General features: G+C 64.4%; 16 protein-coding genes. 5 read left to right on the top strand and 11 right to left on the bottom strand.

All coding sequences use genetic code 11. From position 1 onward, the window contains the following. Window positions 1–16: 16 nt before the first annotated feature. The 10 genes from ACQS5P_RS15645 to ACQS5P_RS15600 form a co-directional block, all read right to left on the bottom strand. Window positions 17–1,744, bottom strand: a complete 1,728-nt coding sequence (locus ACQS5P_RS15645; protein WP_428937550.1) for a hypothetical protein — start codon at window positions 1,742–1,744, stop codon at window positions 17–19. A gap of 152 nt (window positions 1,745–1,896) precedes the next feature. Continuing rightward, a complete protein-coding gene (locus ACQS5P_RS15640) occupies window positions 1,897–5,613 on the bottom strand; it encodes a LamG-like jellyroll fold domain-containing protein (protein WP_428937549.1) in 3,717 nt (1,238 codons plus the stop codon). A gap of 52 nt (window positions 5,614–5,665) precedes the next feature. Next, window positions 5,666–6,103 (bottom strand): preQ(1) synthase, encoded by a 438-nt coding sequence (queF, locus tag ACQS5P_RS15635; RefSeq protein WP_428937548.1) that lies wholly within the window; start codon window positions 6,101–6,103, stop codon window positions 5,666–5,668. Continuing rightward, window positions 6,100–7,677, bottom strand: a complete 1,578-nt coding sequence (locus tag ACQS5P_RS15630; RefSeq protein WP_428937547.1) for a DUF4340 domain-containing protein — start codon at window positions 7,675–7,677, stop codon at window positions 6,100–6,102. Before ACQS5P_RS15630 ends, queF begins: the two co-directional genes overlap by 4 nt. A gap of 103 nt (window positions 7,678–7,780) precedes the next feature. Further along, on the bottom strand, window positions 7,781–9,925 hold the full coding sequence (locus ACQS5P_RS15625; protein WP_428937546.1) for a DUF7088 domain-containing protein: 2,145 nt from the start codon (window positions 9,923–9,925) through the stop codon (window positions 7,781–7,783). Window positions 9,926–9,941: 16 nt separating this feature from the next. Then, a complete protein-coding gene (locus ACQS5P_RS15620; RefSeq protein WP_428937545.1) occupies window positions 9,942–10,658 on the bottom strand; it encodes an ABC transporter permease in 717 nt (238 codons plus the stop codon). Between the two features lie 100 nt (window positions 10,659–10,758). Continuing rightward, a complete protein-coding gene (locus ACQS5P_RS15615; protein WP_428937544.1) occupies window positions 10,759–11,712 on the bottom strand; it encodes an ABC transporter ATP-binding protein in 954 nt (317 codons plus the stop codon). 187 nt (window positions 11,713–11,899) lie between these two features. Next, window positions 11,900–12,217 (bottom strand): hypothetical protein, encoded by a 318-nt coding sequence (locus ACQS5P_RS15610; RefSeq protein ID WP_428937543.1) that lies wholly within the window; start codon window positions 12,215–12,217, stop codon window positions 11,900–11,902. A gap of 21 nt (window positions 12,218–12,238) precedes the next feature. Next, a complete protein-coding gene (locus tag ACQS5P_RS15605; protein WP_428937542.1) occupies window positions 12,239–12,589 on the bottom strand; it encodes a hypothetical protein in 351 nt (116 codons plus the stop codon). Between the two features lie 62 nt (window positions 12,590–12,651). Further along, a complete protein-coding gene (locus ACQS5P_RS15600) occupies window positions 12,652–15,048 on the bottom strand; it encodes an ATP-binding protein (RefSeq protein WP_428937541.1) in 2,397 nt (798 codons plus the stop codon). 182 nt (window positions 15,049–15,230) lie between these two features. On the opposite strand from ACQS5P_RS15600, the gene ACQS5P_RS15595 reads away from it, so the two are divergent. From ACQS5P_RS15595 to ACQS5P_RS15575, 5 genes are all read left to right on the top strand, one after another. Continuing rightward, window positions 15,231–16,367 (top strand): hypothetical protein, encoded by a 1,137-nt coding sequence (locus ACQS5P_RS15595; RefSeq protein ID WP_428937540.1) that lies wholly within the window; start codon window positions 15,231–15,233, stop codon window positions 16,365–16,367. 293 nt (window positions 16,368–16,660) lie between these two features. Continuing rightward, window positions 16,661–17,509, top strand: coding sequence for a hypothetical protein (locus tag ACQS5P_RS15590; RefSeq protein ID WP_428937539.1), 849 nt, complete (start codon window positions 16,661–16,663; stop codon window positions 17,507–17,509). 361 nt (window positions 17,510–17,870) lie between these two features. Further along, window positions 17,871–18,914: a dockerin type I domain-containing protein gene (locus tag ACQS5P_RS15585; protein ID WP_428937538.1), complete on the top strand. Its 1,044-nt coding sequence runs from the start codon at window positions 17,871–17,873 to the stop codon at window positions 18,912–18,914. A 10-nt stretch (window positions 18,915–18,924) separates the two neighbouring features. Beyond that, window positions 18,925–21,390 (top strand): glycoside hydrolase family 9 protein, encoded by a 2,466-nt coding sequence (locus tag ACQS5P_RS15580; protein ID WP_428937537.1) that lies wholly within the window; start codon window positions 18,925–18,927, stop codon window positions 21,388–21,390. A gap of 122 nt (window positions 21,391–21,512) precedes the next feature. Beyond that, complete coding sequence (locus tag ACQS5P_RS15575; protein ID WP_428937536.1) at window positions 21,513–21,725, top strand: hypothetical protein; 213 nt, start codon at window positions 21,513–21,515, stop codon at window positions 21,723–21,725. Here the strand turns inward: ACQS5P_RS15575 and hcp are convergent. Continuing rightward, entirely contained in the window at window positions 21,722–23,020 is a 1,299-nt protein-coding gene (gene hcp / locus ACQS5P_RS15570) for a hydroxylamine reductase (protein WP_428937535.1), read from the bottom strand. The genes ACQS5P_RS15575 and hcp overlap by 4 nt on opposite strands. Window positions 23,021–23,099 lie beyond the last annotated feature (79 nt).

The following is a 23,099-nucleotide window of genomic DNA, read 5'->3' as shown; positions in this document are numbered from 1 at the left end:
GATTCGCAGTAGTACTTCAGTCGATTCGTCGTCGTCGCGGCCGACCCAGCGACCACGCCGCGCCAAAGAGCAGACCCAGCGACGCCGGCTCGGGAATCACACCCGACTGCACCGCTCGAAGCGCCGCCAGGTACTCACCACCAAACATCCGGGCGTGCTCGGCAATGAGCGCTTCAGCGAGCGGACCGGCCTGATTCACGTACGCATTGTCGATCAGGGCATAGTCCGTTGCGTCGATGCTGCCGGAGTAGTCGAAGTCTCCATTGATCCAGCCACTGAGACTGTTGACATACCCGTTGTCGATCAGCGAGTAGTCGGTGGCGTCGATCGAGCCACTCAGATCGGCATCCCCGAAGTAGGTGAACTTCACCAGGATCTCATTACCGGTCAGCGTCTGCCCGGCGAAATCGGTGTAGATCGGCCCGCTGCCTCCCACCTGAGCCAGGTCATTGAGCACAACGCCCAGCCCGTACAGGAAGCTGCCGGCGGTGGTGTTCTGGACATTGGCCTGGGTGCTGCCGATTCCCGGGCCAAGCCAGTCGAAGTTCCCGCCATTCTCCAGGGCCGACTTGATCGATGCGGTCACCGTTGCCAGCGAGCCGCTGTTGACGATCAGGCTGTTGTTGTTCAGGTCCAGTCTTGCGCCGCTGCCCACCGCCAGCGTGGCCACGCGGCTGGTGCCGGCGGGCGAGTTGGCGGCGAGGTTGTTGATCACCCGCATCGTGCCGGAGCTGACGGTCAGCCCTGCCCCGCGCACGTGCTGCACCGATAGCGTCTGGCCGGAAGCGACGCTGACGGTGGTGTTGTCAGCCAGTTGGATCGGGGCGGCGATGCTGTGGCTGCCGGACAGCACGTTGATCGCCCCGTTGCCGCTGGTGGCGTCGATGGTCAGCGTGCTGCTGCCGGAGATGGTGTAGCTGTTGGCATTGTCGAAGTTGACGACGCCCACAGTCGTCGGGGCATCCAGCGTGACGGTTCGCGGGGCGGTGATGACCGAGCCGAAGTTGGCCACGGCGCCGGGGGCGTTGGGCACGCCGCCGGTCCAGTTGGCGGCGTTGCTCCAGTTGCCGTTGGCGTTGACGTTCCAACTCGTGGTGGTGACCACATTGGTGACGGTATAGGTAGATACCAGCGGCGTGCCGCCCGGCCCGGCGGTGCTGCTGTCGTAAGGCACGCCGTTCCACGGATCCACCACTGCCAGAGCCGGGTTGCTCAGCGCGTCATACGCGGACTGTCCGCCCGGCGCGCCGAATGTGCTCCAGACGTCGAAGCTGAAGCTGCTGCCGTCGCTGAGTCCCAGGCTGGCCAGCGGGATCGTGATGGTCAGCGACTGCGGCGCCAGCGTTACCGCCTGCGCGCCCAGCGACGTCCACGCCCCGCCGCTGTACTGCTGAAGCTCCGAGCCTCCGCCGAAGTTCACCCAGCTTCCCAGCCAGAAGTCCATTCCGCTGCTGAGCCCGAAGACCTGTCCCCAGGGCACCACGATGCCGGTCGATCCGCCCGGCACGCTGTCGATGCCAAGATGGTAGTTGCCCCAGTCGGTCACGCCCGCATTGTCGATGTTCGCCGCCAGGTTGATCTGGAAATAGATGTTGCTGGCGTCGTTGGTGACCTGGACCGAGGCGATGTCCACGTAGGCGGTATCGGTGCCGGCCTGATCACCGACGGTGTCGGTGTAAACGGTGGCCCGCGCCGCCGGCGCCAGCGTCAGGGCCGCGGCAACGAAGCCGCCGAAGGATCGCACAACACAAACCGAACAACGCGCAAAACCCGACTGGATCATGAACCCTCCACAACTGTCTGACAAGAAGACCACCCCGCGCAAGTGTACCACAGCCCGGCGGCGGCGACCCTGTAAACTTGCGAATCGTATCTTCGTGAATGCGACAGAGGGAATCACTCCAGGCGGAAGGTGACGGGGATGTCCAGCGTCTGGCCCGGGGGGTCGGTTCGCAGGCTGATCTTGCCCAGGTACACCGCCGGCTCCAGCGCCCCGCCGGACGCTCGCGCCGTGTAGCTGACCGATCCATCCGCATTGCTCTGCCCCTGCGGCTCGACCATCAGCCAGGGAATGGCATGGCGGATCGTGCACCTGTGCGCGGGGTCGGCAGGCTTGACGGTGAATGTCTGCGGCGGCGTCTGCCCGGAATAGCCCAGACCCGGCAGCTTCTTCAGCTCGAACGTCAGCGACTGGGGTGTGACGGTAATGGCTGCGGGGTGGCGCGGGTCGGGTCGGGCAATGCCCAGAAGCTCGTATGGATCCGTCAGGTCCGATCGCCCGGGATCGGATTCGGCCACGAAATCGGCGTCGCCGCGCCATTGCGGGCCGGTCAGGTAAAACGCATACAGTTCGGCATCGCGCAGCTCGAATTCCAGCCGCAGCGGCTGGTCCCCGGCGGCCAGTTCCGACAGCGACCGCCTGTTCCATCGCACGGGGTGCTTGAGCGAATCGCCACTGATCGGCAGGCATTCCCTGAACGAAAAGCCCCGGATGACTCGCCCGTGCTGATCCCTTGCCTGAACACGAATGTAGCCCGCTTCATTCCCGCTGTCGTGCGTGCGCACGTTCAGCAGCATTCCGTCCACACTTTTGTCCAGAACCAGCAGCGGAGTCGTGAACCGCCCGGGCCGATCACCCCGCGCACCGCGGGAGACGAACCGGTCGATCGGCAGCCGAGCGCAGCCCGACCAGGCGCGTCGCGGCGGCTTGTGCGAGCCTTGCACGCTGATCCCCAGGTACATGAACTGCCCCCTGATGAACAGTTGATCGTTGCCGTACGGGAAGATGACCTTGTCGCCGCGCGTCGGCTCCTGGCCGTAAGGGATGAACGGCTCGCGAAAGCGTGTCCAGTGGTATCCGTCGCGACTGCAAGTCAGGACGGTATACATCGCGCCACGGTCAATCTCATCGTGGTGGATGCACAGATGCCCCAGCAGCAGGTCCCCGCGACGCCACACCATGTGCACCTGCGCCTGCGCTTCGCCGATGTCCCAGTCGTCGAGATTGATGATCCGCTGCGGCGTTGACCAGTGGATCGCGTCGTCGCTGGTCATCAGCGAGGGCAATCGTCTGTGGCCGGACAGGACACGGTTGTGGTAGTTGAATCGTTCGTCGCGATACCAGGCCAGCTCCGGATTCTCGCCGGACAGCGGGTAGGTCTTGTGGAAGATCAGGTACTTGCGCAGGACGCTATCGAACTGAATCGCCAGCACGTCGCTGCCGCCGACCATCGATCCGGGTTGCCCGGCCCAGACATAGGGCAAAAACGGATTGCCCTCGTACGAGACCCACGGGCCGCTGCGCGTCGGCGCACAGTACAGCATGTATCCCCCGATGCCGGTCGATTCAGCCAGCGAATGGAAGTACGAGACCCGCTTGAACCTCCGCCTGGGATCGGGACAGTCCGGGCCGTCATCGACGATGTCGGAGGCGCCCACGACCTGCATATACTCATCCCATCCTTTGGGCTTATCCACGGGATACTCCGGCGAGTGCTGCACTCGCTGGAGGTTCTGCGACTCGGCGATGAGCTGATCATCGATCAGCAGATGCGGCCCGGCGCGCAGCGCGATCGGCTGGCGCGGCGGGGCAAGGCTCGCCGGCGGATCGAACCGCCCGGCATCGCCGTAGCGCAGGCCGGCGGTGAAACGCATCTCGTCGATCAGTCCCTTGAATGGGCGCTGGCCATCGATCGTCTTGCCGATGCTCAGGTTGTTTTCACCGGTCGGCTCGAAGGCGACCAGCGGCGCCGCCAGCGCGACCGAGTCGCACCGCACGCCATCCACCCAGTGGCTCAGCCGGCGCGATGCCGACTCATACGCCACCGCCACATGATGCCATTGCCCGTCGCCGTGCGTGAGCTTCGGATCGGTCTGGAGTATCCGGCCACTCAATCCGGATCGTTCATTGATGAACCGCAGCGTGGCGCCGCGGCCGAACTCCAAGCCCGTCGCCGGACCCACGCCGCTGTAGTACGGCCAGGGGCCGATGCGGATGTTCTCCCGGGCCATGAACAGGACGTCGCCTTCGGCGGCCGGCTCGTCGGGACGCACCCAGCACTCCCAGGTCCAGTCGAAATCGCCCAGGTTCAGATGGCCGGGGTCGATGTAGCGTCGTGTGGCGGCCTGTCCGGGCCGCGGGCCGCGCGGGTCCAGAGCGTTGCCGAATCGCCCGCCGGGCACGATCGCCCCGCCCGGTCCCAGCAACAGGTCGTAGCCGTTGATCGTCTGGTCCTCCAGTTGAAAACGACTCGGAGAACCCGCCGGCTCATCAAAGAGCCACACCACTGAATCCACAGGCTGGATCGCACACTCCACGGCGACGATCTGCGGCGGCTGCGGCGAATCGCTGGTGAAGACAATCTCGCAGCGATGAATGCTTGCGTGCAGCTTCGACGGATCGACCGACACGACGACTTCGATCGGTGTATCAGACAAATGCCCTTCGGCCGGCGTGATCGTCAGCCATGTTGCCTGCGACTGCGCCTTCCACGCCACCTGCCCGCCGCCGCTGTTTTCAAGCCTGATCGTCTGCGACGGCGGCGGGGTTTTGCCGGCCACCGAGCGATACTGGAGCCTTCGCCGCGACAGCGTCAGCCACGGGCTGGACTTTTCCCGGGGCCTCTGCTCCGCCAGGCTCGCCCGCGGCGTGAACGGCGCGTGATACAACGCCTGATCGGACACGCGCATCTCGTCGATGACGCTGCTGGCCGTCTGCTCGGCCAGAGGGCGCGGCGAAAAACGGTAGCCTTCGGGTATCTTGGCAATGCCCATGCCGCTGCGCTGGTCCGGGCCGATCACGCCCCGCCCGCCGATGTACAGCGAAACCTTCGCGCTGGCGTTGTAGACGTCGTACTTCCACGGATACTTCTCCAGCGGCCCCATGCCCATGATGCCGTAGACGCTATGGGCCTGATTCCCGGGCGTGTCGAACGTGCCGTCGCGGACGTAGAACGGCCCGCGGCCATCCTCGAAGTACATCAGTCGCTTGATCCGCGCATCGTACACCCAGGCGATGTGATGGAAATCGCGATCGGCGCCGCGGTAGAAATCCATGTTCACGTCGCGCACGATCGCGATGCGATTGACTTCGTCGTACTTGTCGGCAAAAACGTTGAGAAACAGCGGCCTGTCCCCCCACACGCTGGCCTGGTCGTGGCACCACACGCCCGGACCGCAGAAGCGCGATTCGGTCTGAAAGCCCAGCTCCCAGGACTTGGCGGCGGCGTCGCGGTCCAGCTCATCGTCGGCCAAGAGGTACACCCAATCGACGTGTCCGCGGGCAACTGGCGCATCCCGGCGTTGCCACCACTCGATCGTCCAGTCGCGGTTGCCCAGGTTCAGCGCGGTGCCCTGCACGCCGCTGCGTCGCGCCACAAACTCCGTCACGCTCGACGGGCAGGCCAGGCCATTGCCGAACTTTCCCTCGGGCACGATCCGCCCCTGGCCAAGCTCAAGGTCGTATCCATTTCCGGAGGAATCTTTCAGGACGGCGCCACGGACAGAATCAACCGGATCATCGAACAGCCACAGGGCGACCGTCGCGCCCTCGATCGGCGCGGCGCCGGCCAGCAGCGCCAGCGCCACGAACAGCGTGGCGTGCAGCAGCCTCATGTGATGCCTCCTCCAGCGGCGGCTGGGCGTGGCATGTTCGGCGGGCGGCCGTTCAGGTGCGGCGTTTGCGCCGCGCCGACCGCCGCGACGACGCGACATGCGTCGCGGTGACGATGCCCCGAGTCCCGCCGCGCACCGCAAAATCCCCCACCACGGTCATCCGCCGGGGCTTCAGTACCGCCACCAGATCATCCAGGATCGTGTTCACCGCCTGTTCGTAGAACACGCCCTTGTTGCGATAGCTCAGGTAATACAGCTTCAGGCTCTTCATCTCCACGCAGAGCCTGTCGGGCACGTAGGTGACGGTGATGGTGGCAAAGTCCGGCTGCCCGGTCACGGGACAGACGCTGGTGAATTCGGGAAAAACGAACTGGATCTGGTAATCGCGCCCGGGGCATGGATTGGCGAACGTGTCCAGAATCGACCGCGGACGCTCGATCTGCTCGGGCGTGAGCACGGACCTGCGGCCAAGATGCGCCGGCTGCTTCATGGGCCTGTTTCCCCTGCCGCGGCGCCGTTCGGGGCGGCGGGCGTGGTGCCTTGCGCGGCTGCTTTGGCGAATTCGCTGTCCAGTCGATCCGCCAACGATCGCCACACCTCGAACGTCAGCCCGCCATACATGCCGATCAGCGGCTTGCTGTCGCCCGGATCGACCAATCGGATCTCATGTGTTGCGTCGGGCGTCTCGATGGCCAGGGTGTAGGTAGCGGCCGGCAGTGTCGTCGGCGGCGACGACTCCACATACTTGTTGGCCCGCAGCGGACGAAGCTCGCGGAGCAGGTCCGCCACCTTCGTGTCGTCAGCATCCGCGCCGCCTGCCGAGGCCAGCTTCCACCGGGACGGCGGCTCGGCCGGCTGGGTGGTTGCCGGCTGGGTGGTTGCCTGCTGCGTAGAGGCCTGCTGCGTGGCCGGGTTCGTGCTGGCAAGCTCGGTCGCCTCCTGAGTTGTCGGCGTCGGCTGGGTGGAAGCGATGGTCGTGCGGGCGCGCTCCAGCACGATCGTCTTCTGCTGCGCAGCACGGGTGGTCGGCTGCGTCGTCGCGGCCTTGTCAATGGTGATCGCAATCTTCGAGACTCGATCCTCCTCGATCGACAGCACCCTGCGATCGCGCAAATCCAGCGGGGTCTTGCGGAACGAGTCCAGCGAAGTCGCCGGCACGAGCACCACCCCCGGCTCGGCCGACGTGCTGGCATAGACGTTCTTCTTCATCACGTCCCCGAAACGCCCGAACTGGATCGTGGTGAACGTCGGCTGCGTCGCTGGCTGCGTGGTCGGCTGCGTCGCCGGCGGCTGTGTGCTGAACGACACGGTCATCACCGGCTGGTCAAGCCCGTATCGCTTCAGCTCCGCCGACGTGGGCGGCTGATCGGTGACGAATTCCTCGGCGCGAAGCCCGCTGATCGCGCTGGCGATGTCGGAGGCTTCGGTGGTTTCCGCGGGCATGCTGGTCGGGCTGACCACGTGCCATTCGTTGGCGCCGCGCTTCTGCAGCTCCAGGCTCTGCTGCGTGGTGGCGATGCGGATCTGCGCGATCTGCATCCCGCCGACGTCGAACAGCCGCTCGCGACGCCAGTCCTTCAGCGGCTTTTCCAGTTGATCCATCAGCGACGCGGGCACGACGTCGGCGTGCGTCTGTCCCTCACGGCGGACGTACAGGTTATCCCCCGCGCCGCTGCGCGTGCCGATGTCCAGTTTGATCGTGCGATTGTCCTTCGTGGTGATCTGAAGCTTGTAGCGGGGCTGATCCACCCCCGTACCCGCCGGATCCACCCGCCCGCGGGTGTTCAGCCCCGCGATCGCATCGACCAGCGAGCTCACCGCGAACTCCTCCGCCGCCGCCTGCACCGGCTGCGTCAGACGCCACTTGCCATCGGATTTCTCGAAGGTGGTGGTCTGACCGTCGTCGGCGGTGAAGCTGATGCGTGTAATGTCGCCGGCGGCAATGTCCAGCAGTCTGGCCTCGGTCGGTTTTTCCGCGCCAGGCTCGGTCTGGCGCGTGAGCAACAGGACCAGTGCAACAACAGCCAGCAGAACCAGCAGGATGACGGTGGTCTTGAAGTTCATAGCAAAGCCTGGGCACAGCGACCGTGGCCGCGGGCGGAATCGAGCGTTCAGGCGTTTTCACAACCGCGATTCCAGCCACTGGCCTGTGCCCTGTGGATCTCGTTCAGTCGCGTCGTGCAAAGTACATCCCAATTCCCGCCGCCAGCACCAGCCCCGGCAGGAGGATCAGCAGCACCCCCACGCGCCACCCCGCCAGTGCCGCCTCGCTCATGCGCTCGATCCGGCTGACCTCCATGGCCGCTGGCGAGATCGCAATCATCGGCTCCATTTTCGCCAGCCAGAACACCGCATTGGTGAACAGCTCGCCGTTGCCGGGGAAGCGGCTGACCACGATCCGCCGACGCAGCATCTCCTGGTCGGGAATATTCAGGATCTGGTCCGTGAAGCTCTGCACGCTTCCGATGACCACCAGCCGCGAGTTGCCCTTTTCAGCGGCGGCGGCGGCAAGCATCGGCCCGGGCACGTCAACACCCTCGTCAAATTTGAAGTTCTCATCCGTGATCGAATCGATGTTGGTCTCCGCCCAGACCTTGCCGAAACTGTCGGGGATCGGCAGCAGCGGGGTCTGGGTCACGCCCTCGGCCTTGCTGATCTTCACCGGGACCGACCCGACGATCACGCTGTCCAGCGACTGCACCGGCCTGGTGAGCAGGTGCTGCCCGTATTCATTGATCACGAAGATGAACGGAAGTCGCGCGGCGTTTTCAGCGATGTCGCTGGATTGCGCCCGCTCGCCTTTGGGGACCTCGTGCACGATCACCGAGCCGGTGTCCATCTCCAGACCAAATGGTTTGAGGGCTTCGGAGAGGTTGTCGGCGTTGGGCATCGTCAACACCATCGCCGAGCCTCCGGCGTTGAGATGATCGGCCAGCTTCGGCGAGATGGAAGGCGGCGGGCCCATGCGCGTGTCGCCGGGGGCGTTGATCACGATCCACACCGCATCCTTGATCTGCTCGTCGCTCGGCTCCGGCGCCGCGGGCATGCCCTGCATCTGCGACTGCATCGCCCACATTCCGGTGATGTCCTTTTCCAGAACCTCGAAGTTGTAGCCGCGCAGACGCTCGCCCAGCTCACTGAGCGGCCCGCCCCGCTGGAACGGCGGAAAGCCCGGACTGGTCAGCGGCGGCCCGCCCGGACGGATGAACGCCACCTTCGGCTTGTTGTTGCTGGCCAGCGACAGGATCGCCGTCGTTATCGCCTGCTCACCGGCAAAACGCGGCTTGATCTCCCGGCCTTCGGTGAACCCGCGCAGGTCGCGGGCGTCATTGACCCATACCTGCCCGAAGTCGATCACACGCCAGTCGTTTTCTCCCAGCACCAGGATCAGATCCTGACCCTTGATCGCCTGCTGGAGCTGGCCAACTTTCAGCTCCCCCAGGCCGTCGATCTTCTTGATCGTCTCGTCGGCCAGTTTCTGGATGGCTTCATGGCGTGGCGGAGATTCGCCCAGGTACTTTCGGATCTGTTCGGAAACCTGCGGGTCGTTCTGGTAGGTTTTGGCCAGCCGCACCAGCGCCGCCTCACGCTGCGAGAGTGAATCAAGCGAATCTCTGATGGCATCGACGATGGCCTTGTAATCCGGGTACTTGGGCTTGAGGGCGCGATCGGCGCGTTCCTTGAGGCGTGTGAGGCTCTGGGGCACGACCTCGCGAACGGTGTTGACGATGGCGGCGATGGTCTGGCTCCGCTCGTCCTCGCCGAGCGTGTCGGTGGGCAGGTCCGCCGCCGCCGTCGCCTCGTTGCCGGTCAGCTCCGTCAACTGCCTGTAGGTGTCCTTGAAGAACTGGTCGATGAACTCGCGATAGTCCTTGACCGCCCCGCCGTACTTCTGCACCGCTTCGCTGACGAGCTGGTCGGTCTTGGTCGGCTGCGTGATCGGATCGATCACGTCGAACTCGATGTTGGGGCTTTTGCGGGCGTATTCTTCGAGCAGGTCGCGCACCGGGCCGGCGTAGGGGTTGTCCTGCTGCCGCGCGTCCTTGGCCGTATACAGGCTGACCAGCTTGACCTTCTGCTTCAGGTCCTTGATCAGGTTCACGGTCTGCGGCTTGAGGCTGTAGATCCCCGCCGCGGTCGTATCCACGCGTCGCGAGAACCGCTCGGCCAGGTAGACGATCAGCCCCGCCAGCACGATGACCACGATCACCGACAGCGCTACGTTGGCACCGTACTTGACCCAACGTTGGTGCTGCGTTTCGGGAACGAACTGCCCGGTTGCCTGCTTGTGTGCTTCAGCGTTGCTCATCATGTCCAGCCGGTTTGGGCTACTTCCATCGTCGCGACTCCAGGACCTTGACGGTCAGGAACAGAAACACCACGGTCGCGGCGATGAAGAAAACCAGGTTTCCGGTGTCGATCACTCCCTTGCTGAAATCCGTATAGCGGGTGAAAACCCCCTGGTCGCTCACCCGCCGCCAGAACGGACTCAGCGCCGCCTTGGCGCTGGCCCACCACGGCACGATGGTAATGACAAACAGCACCGCGGCGCAGGAGACGGCGGCGACGACCTGGCTTCGCGTCAGGCTCGAACAGAACAGCCCCACCGCGATGAACAAGGCCCCTACCAGCAGGATCCCCAGGTATCCGCTGAGGATCGGCCCGATGTCGGGCCGCGCATACAGCCGCAACATCGCCACGTACAGCAGCGTCGGCAGCAGCAGCACGATGAAGAACCCCAGCGAGCCCAGGAACTTGCCCACCACCACGTCGGTCTCCCCCACCGGCGCGGTCATCAGCGTTTCAATCGTGCCGGTGGACCATTCCTGTGCCAGCAACCCCATGCACAGCAGCGGAATGACGATCACCAGCAGCCACACCATCCATTCGAAAAGCGTTCGCATCGCCGCCGGCTGACCGGGACGAAAGTCGTCCCAGAACAACGCCCCGCACGCCAGCAGAAACGCGAACATCGCCACGTACGCGATCGGCGAATAGAAATAACTGCTCCACTCCCTTTGAGCGATGGTGAAAGATCGAGTCATGGTTTTCGAGCCAGAAACGACAAAAGACAAATGGGACACACCATAGGACGGGCCGCCGCCCGCTTTGTCCTCAGTTCTCTTTTGTCGTCTCTCATTTTCGTCACTTTGCTTCCGCCTGCTGGGCGGTCACCTGAACGAAGAACTCCTCCAGCGTGGCATGTTCGAGGCGGATTTCCCGCAGCGGCCAGCCATGCTGCACGATTGTTCGCGCCACTTCCTCGCGGACGTCGTAGGCTTCTTTGGGACGAATCGCCGCCGTGACGTATCGCGAGTCCCCCCCCGCTCCGTTCAGAATCTCCACACTGCTTACCCCGCTGACCCGCGACAACGCCAGCTCGACTTCCCTGGCCGGACCACGGCATTCCACCAGCACCCGCGCCTGCATCCGCCGGCTGGCGCGAAGCTCCTCCGGCGAGCCCTGGGCCACAATCCTTCCGCCGGCGATCACGATCGCCCGATCACATACCGCCTCCACCTCAGGCAGGATGTGCGTCGAAAGCATCACCGTATGATCTCCTCCCAGCTCCTTGATCAGCTTTCGCGTCTCGCGGATCTGGGCCGGGTCCAACCCCACCGTCGGCTCATCCAGAATCAACACCGGCGGGTTGTGCAGCAGTGCATCAGCCAGTCCTACCCGTTGACGATACCCCTTAGACAGGTGCCCGATGACCTTCCGGCGCACGTCCCGCAGCCAGCAGCGATCCAGGACATACTCGATGCGCTTGCGGCGATCGTCCCGCGGCATCTTGCGCAGCCGGCCGCGGAAATCCAGATACTCCTCAACCCGCATCTCGGTGTACAGCGGCACGTTCTCCGGCAGATACCCGAGATTTTCGCGAACCTGCACGGATTGATGGAAGATGTCGTAGCCGTTGATCGTCGCTCCGCCGCTGGTCGGCGGCAGGTAACAGGTCAGGATGCGCAGCGTCGTCGATTTGCCCGCCCCGTTGGGGCCAAGGAATCCCACGATCTGACCCTTGGGGACTTCAAAGCTGATGTGGTCCACGGCCAGGGTCGTGCCATAGACCTTGGTTAGCTGCGAAACGTTGATCACTCGCCTGTCCTCGTGGTCGTCGTCACCGTCGCCGATTCGGTTGAACAGCCGCCGGCCCGACCCTGCCCACCCCTGCGCACCCCGGGCCGGGCCATTCCGCCGCCCGGCAAGTCGGGGTGTGATACGTAAGGCGATCTAACCGCTTCTGTCAAGAGTTGCAGACGAGGTGAGTCAACCCGCCAGTGGCTCAATGAACTTCGCAGGTCATCAGGCTCTGGCCGCAGATCGAGCAGGTGTGCTTAAGCTTGCCGGTGGCAAAGAAGTTCTCCACCGCCGAGCGGCACTCGGGGCAAACCATCTTCTTGGCCATGCTGTAGCCGACGATCCGCCCCTTGGACGTTTGAGGCACCTTCACCCAAGTCGTCTGGCACTGGGTACAGGCGACGGCCTGCGTGGCCGGACCCGCGGCTGCATCGCCCCGGCCGGTGCTCTGACATCCCCCGCCCAGCAGCACACCTGCTGCCAAGACCAGCCCCCCGAGCGCGCTCTGTCTCTGTGGAGTCATGCCGAACATGGTGGCCTCCGATCAGTGGGAGTGATCATGCTTCGCATGGCCGGCGGGCCGGGTGGCTGGCTGAGTGGCCGGCGATTCGTGTTCCGCCGCCTTTTCCGCCGCCTGAAGCATCTTCAAATACTTCTCAGGGTCCTTGCGGAACGGTTCCTCGCAGTCGGCGCAGCAGAGCTTGAATTCGCGGTCTTTGTAGACGATCACCTTAGCCGGGCCCATCTGTCCGATCTGGTCGCCGGAGACCAGGCAGACCTTCAGCGGATAGGGTTTGACTGACGGTTGTGAAGCCGGCGCCGCCGCGATCGCTCCCGTGCCCATCGCCAGCGCCCAGCCTAATGCCATTCTCCCGACAAATGCACGTCGAAACATGTGATCTCCTTCGAATTCCGCCGCGCAATACGCCGCGGAGTTCAGCCAACGGGGTCCACCGCTTATAACGATCCCCGGGCCGTCGAAGGTTCGATCGTGGCAGGATTTTTTGCCGCAGGGGTCGTTTCCCTGGTGAGCTCGTAGCCCTGAACGTGGCGGATGTACTCGATCAGCTCATCCACCTGGGCGCGGATCCGGTCCACCGACGCCTGCATTTTGATCGACTGGTCCACCGCCCCGGCCAGCTCGCTGATCCGCGAGAAGCCGTATCCGCCACCCGACCCCTTGAGTTGATGGGCCACCTGCCGCAGTGCTTCGATCTGCCCTTCGGCCAGGTGCTGACGCATCTTGGACACCTCGACGGGCAGTCGCTGAATGTAGTTCTCGATCAGGTCTTTCATTTCCGGGTCGTCGGCCAGCTCGCTGCGGTAAGACACGTTCACAGATGTGTCGGGCGTCGTTTGCCCCGTGGCGCGTGAGACTGGTGCCGCTTCGTCCCCCGCGGGCAGGTACGACGCGACGCACGCCAGAAGCTTCTCCCGATCGATCGGCTTGGTCAGATAATCGGTGCATCCGGCGGCCAGGCACTTACCCCGGTCTTCCGCCATCGCGTGCGCGGTCAAGGCGATGATCGGCCCGGCAAAGCCTTCCCGCCGCAACCGGCTGGCCGCGGCGTAGCCGTCCAGCACCGGCATCTGCATGTCCATCAACACCAGATCGAAAGGCTCTCGACTGGCCAGCTCAACCGCCACCCTGCCATTGGGCGCGATCACCACTTCCGCCCCGGCCTTGCGCAGATGCAGCGAGATCAGACGCTGGTTGTCCAGCCCGTCCTCGGCAAAGAGGATTCGCCCGCGGAGCCTCACGCCGTCGCGCCGCCGATGCCCGGACATGTCACTGAGCATCGATTCCTGCACTCCGTGAAGCATCTCCACCCCCTCGCATGGCCCGGCGTCGATTTCGACGGTGAAGATGCTGCCCAGTCCCGGTGTGGACGTGACGGTGATGTTTCCGCCCAGCAGCATCGCCAGACGCTGGCTGATCGTCAGTCCCAGCCCGGTCCCCCCGAAACGCCGCGTCATCGATTCATCCGCCTGCGAGAACGGCTGGAACAGCCGCGGCAGCACTTCCGGGGCGATCCCGATGCCGGTATCCGAGACCGTCAGCATCAGCCGCCCGGACGTACCCTGCTCGCACGCTCGGTACGAGACGCGCAATCCCACACGTCCCTGCGAGGTGAACTTCACCGCGTTGCCCAGCAGGTTCATCAGGATCTGTCGCAGACGCAGCGGATCGGTCATCACGTGCCGCGGCGTCGGATCCCCGAAGCTCAGATCAAATCCCAGCCCCTTCTCGCTGGCACGTGGCCGAATCAGGGAACAGACCTCGGCGATCAGCCTGGGCAGATCCACCCGGATCCGTTCCACCGTCATTTTCTGCGCCTCGATCTTGGACAGGTCCAGAATATCGTTGATCAGCTCCAGCAGGTGTGAGGCGTTGCGGCGAATCACCTGAAGGTAGTCCTGCCGATCAGATAGCGTCTGATCCGGCTCCAGCAGCAGATCCGCATACCCCACGATCGCCGTCATCGGCGTGCGGATCTCGTGGCTCATGTTCGCCAGAAACGCGCTCTTGGCGGCGCTGGCGGCTTCGGCGTGCTCCTTGGCGGCCTGAAGCTCGGCGTTCAGCCGCCTCAGCTCCTGCGTGCGCGTGGCCACCTGCTGCTCGAGCTGCTCGCGATGCGCCTGAAGCTCGGCGTCGCGACGCTGAATCTCCTCGAGCATCTGATTGAAGCAGTCGGCCAAGATCCCCAGCTCGTCATTGCCGAATCGCGTGGCGCGCAATGAGTAGTTCTGCCCGCTGGTCACAGCGCGCGCTGTCTGCGTCAGATTCACAACCGGCTTGGAGACGATCCGCTGAAGCCGCGAGACCAGCGCCAGCGACAACACCGACGCGCCGAAGACCACCAGCGACACCGTCCGCGCGTAGTCGCCCACGCGCTCCCACAGCTCCTCCAGGCCGCTGCGGACCACCACGGTGCCCACAAAACGCCCGTCGTGCATGATCGGGCGAAACACCTCCAGACACTCGTCGGTGAAGTCGCTGTCGGCGGTCCGCACTCTTTGGCCGTCGGGCACAGAATGTCGCGCGTCGCGATAGTACGAGGCGAACAGCTCGGCCTCGGGTGTGAAGATCCACGCCGCCTGAATCGTCGGATCCACGCGCAACGACTGGAGGACTTCGGCGGCGTGGCGATGGTCCTGGACGCGCAGAGCCTCCACGCAGTTGGTTCCGATAATGTCGGCATGGATGCCGGTGGCCTCCATCAGCTCGCGGCGAAGGATCTTCACGTCCCGCGCCACATACGCCAGCGACGCCACCAGCAGCGACGACGTGCTGACCAGCAGCGTCGTGAGCGTCAATTTGCTGCGAATCGACGCGTTGCGCATCAGCTTCATCGGATTCCTCAGCCCTGATCATCGGGTCGTTGCTGCGCGTCGTTTAGCACGGCACATCCGGCGCAGGCGAAAAATTTCGCCACCGTTTGCCCGTTTGCCCGCTGTATCGGATGTTTGGATCAACCGCTCAATGCCGCCGCGACCGCCCAGGCTGTTGCGGCGGCAAACCTGGAGGATTGGGAATGTCGGACACGTACACGGTTCTGGCCAGCACCGCCGCGACGGCGCAACCGCCGGCGGACCCGCAGGCATCCGCGGCACAGGCGAGCACGCCCGCAGCACCCCTGCGGCTGCTCAAGCCCCGTCGCGACGCCGCCGTCGCCATCAAAAACCAGATCAAGATCGGCAACGCCATCAAGTCCCAGCGCATCGCCAACACCTGGGACCTGGATCAGGCGCGCGCCGAAAAGCAGGAGTGGGTCACACGCACCACCGACCTGCTCAACGCCCTGTTCAGCGACGGTCGAGTCGCCGAACAATGCAACGACTGGGTCGGCCCGATCCTGCCTGAGTACGCCGACTTCAAACTCTTCGTCGAACAGTTCGTCAACGAGATGAAGCATCGGATCGGCCGGCTCCAGCAGGTGCTGAGGCTGCTGGACGAGTTGCCCGAGCCGCTGTTTCCGCGTGCGGCGGCGACGCCCGCTGCGCCGGCGCCGCAGGGTGCTGCGCCGCAGGCCGGCTCGATGGACGCGTTTGCGTCGCTGGTGACACCACCCGGCGGCGCCGATCCCGTGGCGGAAAATGCCGAACCGCAGGAGGAAGTGTTCATGATCGCTCAACCCGCCCCTGTTTCCGTCCAGCCCGCGACTGCTGCAACGGCGGCACCGCAACCGGCCCCATCGCCGATGACGACCATGCCGACCGCACCGGCCACGCCCAGGCAAACGCCCTCGCCAAGGTTGAGTTCCTCCGGGTTGCTCGTTTTGCGCTCGGTGGATGACCAGACGCGCCAGGCCGTCGCCAGTTTCTTTGCCGCGCTGGACCTGACGCTGAACGTGGTGGACCAGCGCCCGGCGGAAAACCGCCGACCGCTCGTTGAAGCCCTGGCCCAGTTTGCCGACGCCAGCTTCGCACTGATCCTCAACGACACGCCGACCAATGACGGCGATTACCTGTTTGATCTGGGCTGCTGCGTGGGCAAGTTCGGCACCGGGAGACTGTGCCTGCTTCAGCGCGAAGATGCATCCCCGCAGCCGCCTGGCGACAGCCGCGGCGTCAAGCAGATCCGGATCGATCCGGCCGGCGGGTGGCAACTGGCACTGGCACGGCACCTGAAATCCGGCGGCGTCGCGGTTGACCTTAACAAGCTGCTGTGATCGCGCCGGCGGCACTGCAATCCGGGCACACACAGCCTCATCACGCTGCATCGTGCCGTCGGCACGACCGGCCAACAGATTTGCGTTGCCCGCGAGCGGTTTGGTAGGTTACCAGTTCACACCCCAGCATGCGCGATCGGGTGTGCGACAACTGGGACCAACCAACCGGAGCGGCTATGACTGTGCGTGCCTGGATAACCCTCAGATCTCGTTGCAGCCGGCGAAGCGAACAAATCCGGGAGACCAAACCCGCAAAGCCATCCACAACGGCGAGCGTCGCATTCGCCGAGCCGATGGAGCCGCGCATCTTTCTCAGCCGGCTGCACCCCGTCGCTCCGCCAAGGGAAATCTCCGCCACGGCGCTATCCAGCACGGCGGTGCGGGTGGACTGGTCGGACAATTCGCCCAACGAAGTGGCATTCCTGCTTTTCCGCAGCACCGACCTGAGCACCTGGACGCGCGTGGCGATCACCCCCGCGGACACCATCAGCTACGTGGACGCCAATCTCAATCCCGGCACCACCTACTACTATCGCGTCAAGTCCCGTTCGCCGTTGTCCACTTCCGTCACCGTCGTTACCGCCACGGTGACCACGCTGAGCAGCAATCAGGACACGTTTGCTCAGCTTGACTCGTCCAGCGCAACGCTTCGCATCCGCGGAACCGTCGGCAACGACGTGATCGGCGTGAGACTGGTGAACAACAACATCCAGGCGATCTTGAACGGGCAAAGCCTCTCATTCGCTGAGGATGAGGTCCAACGCATCAACATCGATGCCCTCAGCGGCAACGATCGGGTTTCGGTCACGACCGGGGCAGCGGCGGTGTATGCGGCTGGCGGTGTGGGCAACGACACGCTTTTCGGCAACATCGGCAACGACCGGCTCGATGGTGGAACCGGCGATGACCTGATCAAGGGCGGCGAGGGTGACGACACCCTTTTGGGCGGCGAGGGAGCTGACCTGATCTACGGCCAGGGCGGCAACGACTACCTGCGAGGCGGGGCTGGCAACGACAAGCTGGTCGCCGGGGACGGCGATGACTGGCTGTATGGCGATGAGGACGACGACCGGCTGTACGGCGAAGGCGGATTCGATCTGATCAACGCCGGCACGGGCAATGACGTGGAAAGGCAGGATTGAGCCGCCGGCCTTTACCCTCGCGTGCTGCGCGTCGGGACAAGTTATAACGCCCAGGCAATCCGGGGGCGGTGGGTAGTCTGCGCCAGCCAGTTCATTCGGCGCAGAATTCGCTTGATTTCTTCGGGAACCAAAGTAACGTGGCGGGGATTGAGGTGGATGCGGGCAGGAGCCTGCGCGTGCGTCGCCGGAGGTGCGGGGAGAGTGCGCGATTTGTTCCCGGCTTGATCCAGCATTTGGGGTGGATGGGGACAGTGCCCGGGCCGTTTGGGCCAGGCTCTTTGCTTTTGGTCGATGGATGATCCTTGCGACTGGCCGGTCAGTGGGCCCTGTCCGCCGCCTGCGCCACGCAAGGAAGGAGAAGATGACGATGAGGCCCAAGCAGCGGCTGGGAATTGTTTCAAGCGCCGCACTGGCGGTCGGTTCGATGGCGGCCCCAGCCCAGGCCGTCGTCTTCTACGATGCCACCACCCGTCGGCTTCCTCCTTCCGGCAGTTTTGCCTATTTCTACAACCCCGGACCCGACAACGGCGGCGCGCCCAACCATATCGTGTTTGACGACGTGACCGTGCCCGTGCCCACCAATGATCCGACATGGCCCAGCACGCTGTTCAACGTCAAGCGCATCACGTTTGGCGTGTCGCGCCGCGCCGGTGCGCCAGCCGTCACCATCACCCCCTACTACGCCGAGTTGCTCGACGACAGCGTTCGCGCCGGTGGCCCCGGGGACGGGCCTAACTACGATCCGGTCGGACCTCTGCCACTGGGGCCCGTGCAGATCGGCAGCCCGATCAATCTGCCGACCAATATCAACCTCACCCACACGGAAACGACCATTACGATCGGCGACGGGGTGAACACCCTGTTCAACGTCAACGGCGCCGCCGCCAGCACCAATCCGCTTTACCGCAGTTTCGCCTTGGGGCTACGGTTCTCCACCAGCGACGACAAGAACGGCTGGACGCTGGCCAGCCATCCCGACAACCTCGATCTGCTGTGGGACTACTTCAGCAACTCCAGTTTCTACGAGTTCACCTACGACGACACCGATGACGCGGGGCTGATCTACGGAACCCAGTATCTCAAGGTCGAGGGGCTGGTTCTGTCTGGAGTGGCGGGCGACGCCACCGTTGACGGCGTGGTGAACATCCGCGACCTGTACGCCCTGGCGCAGCACTGGCAGCAGCCAGGCGATTACACCCAGGGCGACTTCAACTTCGACAACTTCGTCAATCAGGCGGATCTGGAAATCCTGGCCCAGAACTGGCAGGCCAGCTTCCCGCCGCCTTTTGCGTCGCTGGGGCTGCCGGAAGTGACGGTGAGCATTCCCGAGCCGCTGGGCGCCGCGGCGCTGGGCGGGGCGCTGCTGCTGTGCCGTCGCCGTCAACGGCGAACCCGCGCATGGTAGAATGGCCCGCATGCGGTCTGCACCATGGATCGAGCCTCTGGAACGGCGGCAGATGCTGGCGGGGACGCTCAGCGAACAGATCATCATCGACCAGTTCGGCTGGCGCAACGATGCGACGCGGAAAGTCGTGATCTTCGCCGATCCGGTCAACGGGCAGAACTCATCCATCACCTATACTCCCGGCGCGGCGTTTCAGATTCGCCGCACATCCGATGACGCCGTCGTGTTCAGCGGTGCGACGGTGCAGTGGCGGGCGGGCACGACCCACGCCGAGTCTGGCGACCGTGTGTGGTATGGGGACTTTTCCTCGGTGGTCGCGCCCGGCGAGTATTACGTCTACGATCCTGCCAATGACCTGCGCTCGTATCCGTTTCGTCTGGATGCGGCGCTGTACAACGATGTGCTGAAGAGCTCGATCCGCACGTTCTACTACCAGCGCACCGGCACAGCGATCCCCCCGCAGTTCGGCGGCAACTGGACGCATGCCATCGACCACGTCGGCCCCGGCCAGGACACCCAGGCCAGACTCTGGCTCAACGGCGCTTCCCAGGGCCAGGCGCGCGACGTCTCGGGCGGATGGTTCGACGCCGGCGACTACAACAAGTATGTGCCGTTCACCACAAGTGTGTTGTGGAACCTGCTCAGCGCCTTCGAGTTCAACGCTGGAGTGTTCGGCGACAACTGGAACATCCCCGAAAGCGGCAACGGCGTGCCGGACCTGCTCGACGAGATCAAGTACGAGCTGGACTGGCTGTTGAAGATGCAGAATCCCAACGGCTCGGTGTTGAATCGTGTCGCCAACGCCACCTATGCCGCCGGCAACTACGATCCGGCGACGGACACGCAGCCGCGGTACTACACGCAGGCGACGACGTGGGCGACGGCGAGTTTCGCGGCATCGCTGGCGCATGCGGCCAGGGTGTTCGCGGCATACGACGTGCGATACCCCGGATACGCCGCAACGCTGCTGAACGCCGCGACGCTTGCCTGGAACTACCTCCAGGCCACGCCGAACATCACCCCCGCCAGCGGCAGCGACGGCGGGGGCAGTGGCGGCAGCGCAGGTGGGCTTGCCGCCGCTGCCGCCGACGCCAATCCCGCCGCCGATTTGCGGCTGCGCATCCTCGCCGCCTCCGAACTGTACAAATCCACCGCCGCCGCCAACTACAAGTCCTACTTCGAATCCAACTACAAGAACTCCGCCGCCTCGGACAACGGGCATCATCCGCTGCTGGGCGGCTGGCCGCACTTTGACACCACGCTCGGCACCGAGCTCAACCGCGCCTACGTCACCTACGCAACCGCCGCCGGCGCCAACCCATCCATCGTCAACGAGATCAAGACGTCCCTGCGCAACATGGTCGATGGCATCCTCCTGACCAGCTACGTCAATCTGGAGGATCCGTACCGCGGCTTCATGTGGTCCGGACACTACACCTGGGGATCAAATCAGCTCAAGAGCGAGTGGGCCAACCTGCTGCTGTACGCGATCAGGCTCAACGTCAACCCCGCCAATACCGCGACGTACCGCGAAATCGCCGAGGAGTACCTGCATTACCTGCATGGCCGCAATCCGCTCTCGCAGTTGTACCTGAGCAACATGGGAGCAAAGGGCGCCAACCTGGGCGGGGACAAGAGCGTGATGCAGGTCTACCACAGTTGGTTTGGCGACGGCTCGCCGCTGTACGACGGGCCCAACTCGACCTACGGGCCGATCCCCGGCTACCTGGTGGGCGGACCCAACCAGTACTTCTCCGTCGCCACGATCTCACCGCCCGCCGGACAACCCGCCATGAAAGCCTTCAAAGACTGGAACACCGGCTGGCCGGAGAACTCCTGGGAGATCACCGAGCCGGCGATCTATTACCAGGCGGCGTACAGCCTGCTGCTGTCGCAGTTCGCCACCGATGCTTATCCGCCACAGGTATTGAGCAGCAGCTTCAACCATCTGCGTGCCCCGCATGCGCTGACGATCGCGTTCAACGAAGACGTGCGCGCGTCGCTTTCGTCCGACGATCTGGCTGTGACGAACCTGACCAGCGGGCAGACGATTCCGTCGAGCCAGCTTTTGCTCAGTTACGACTCCCCGACCAACATCGCGACGTTCACGTACGCCGGCGGCATCCTGCCCGACGGCAACTATCGCGCCACGATCCGCTCCGACGCCGTGCGCGACGCCGCCGGCAACGCGCTGAGCGGCGAGCAGAGCTTCGATTTCTTCGTTTTGGCCGGCGACGCCAATCGCGACCGCCTCGTGAACCAGCTCGATCTGGACATCCTGGTCATGAACTGGCAGCAGTCGGGTCGCAGCTTCGCCCAGGGCGATTTCAACTACGACGACCGAGTCGATACCCGCGATCTGCTGATTCTGGCCAGTCGCTGGCAGACGGCCCTGCCGGCGCCGCTGGCCGCCTGGCCGCGGCGCGGGGAGCGATTGGCCGCGCCCATCGAGCGCGCCATTGATCTGATCGGTTGATCAGCCACCTGCGGTGGGATTTGCACGTAGTGGGTTGGCGGGCAGGGCCTGTATAATCAGGTGGTGGATCATGTGCTTACCTTGCTGAGGACATTGGGGGGCACAGCGAAGGAGGCGATACGATGGCAGAGCAGATCAACCTCGTGATCACTCCGTCGGAGCGAGCGCTGCTGCTGGACCTGCTGCTGCGTGAGCAGCGCGAGTTGCCGGTGGAGATTCATCACACGCGCAAACATGAGGCGCACGACGACCTGGAGGAGCGGCTGAAGCTGGTCAACGGGCTGATCCAGCGCCTTCAGGCCGCCGCCGCCCCGACGCCGGCCGGCGCGACCTAGGCGCCCGCCGGCGCCATCGCCGCAAGCCGCACGCGCCCGTTGCCATTGCCGGTCAGCTTCAAGTCAAATCTGTCCTTCAGAAGACTCCACACATTGGGTGTGATGAACTGCGGGGGAGTCGGACCCAGCACGATGCCCCGCACACCCAGGCTCAGCAGCGTCAGCAGCACCGCCACCGCCTTCTGCTCGAACCAACTGATCGCCAGCGTCAGCGGCAATTCGTTCACCTGGCAGCCCAACGCCCTGGCCAGCGCCAACGCGACTGAGATCGCGCCATAGGCGTCATTGCACTGGCCCATGTCCAGCAGCCGCGGCAGCCCCAGCAGCGTGCCGTAATCATGGTTGCGGATGCGGAACTTGCCGCAGCCGAGCGTGAGGATGAATGAATCGGGCGGCGTCGCCCGCGCATAATCGGCAAACACGTTGCGCCCGGGGCGCGCCCCGTCACATCCGCCGATCACGTAGAACCGGCTGATCTTCCCCGCCCTGATCGCTTCGACGATCGTCGGCGCCATTTCCAGGAGAACGCAGCGGTGGAAGCCGATGGTGCTGGTGCGGTCGATGCGCTGCCGCATCGGCGGACATTGCAGCGCCTTGTGGATCACGGGCGAAAAGTCGTGGCCCGTCAGGCGTGTGGCGCCGGGGACGGCGGTCATGCGCGTCGTGAAGAGCCGATCGCGGTACTGCTCCGACGGAATCAGAACACAGTTGCTGGTGGCCAGGATGGGCCCGCTGAACTGAGCGAACTGCTCGCGCTGTTCGTGCCACGCCCCACCGTAGTGTCCGGCCAGGTTCGGGTGCTCGCGAAGCCGCGGATACATATGCGCCGGAAGCATCTCCCCGTGCGTGTAGACCTTCAGGTCCGTGCCGCGCACCTGTTCCAGCAGATCGGCCAGATCCAGCAGATCATGCCCGGTGACCAGGATGCCGCGGCCGGCCTGCGTGCCCTCGCGAACGGTGGCAGGCGAAGGCACGCCGAACCGCTCGATGTGTCCCTCGTCCAGCATCTGCATCACCCGCAGGTTCTTTTGCCCCAGTTCCATGGCGATTTCGATCAGGCTGGGCAGATCGAAGTTGACGTTGGTCATCGTGCTGAACAGGGCCTGCTCGATGAAGGCGCTGACGGATTCGTCGGTCTTTCCAAGCCGCCGCGCGTGATGCGCATACGCCGCCATTCCCTTCAGGCCGTAAAGGATGATCTCATGGAGGGACTGCACGTCCTGGTCCTTACCGCAGTTTCCCACCGGCCCGGAACACCCGTAAGGCATCGCCTGTTCGCACTGATTGCACCGCATGGACATCTCCTCTGGAGTTCTAGATCAATTTATCCAGTATGTGCGAAGCGATGCCACTTTTCAAGCCCATGGCTGGGCC

Source organism: Fontivita pretiosa (assembly GCF_050410795.1).
Taxonomy (GTDB): Bacteria; Planctomycetota; Phycisphaerae; order Tepidisphaerales; family Tepidisphaeraceae; genus Fontivita; species Fontivita pretiosa.
This window is presented reverse-complemented; position numbering and strand designations above follow the sequence as displayed.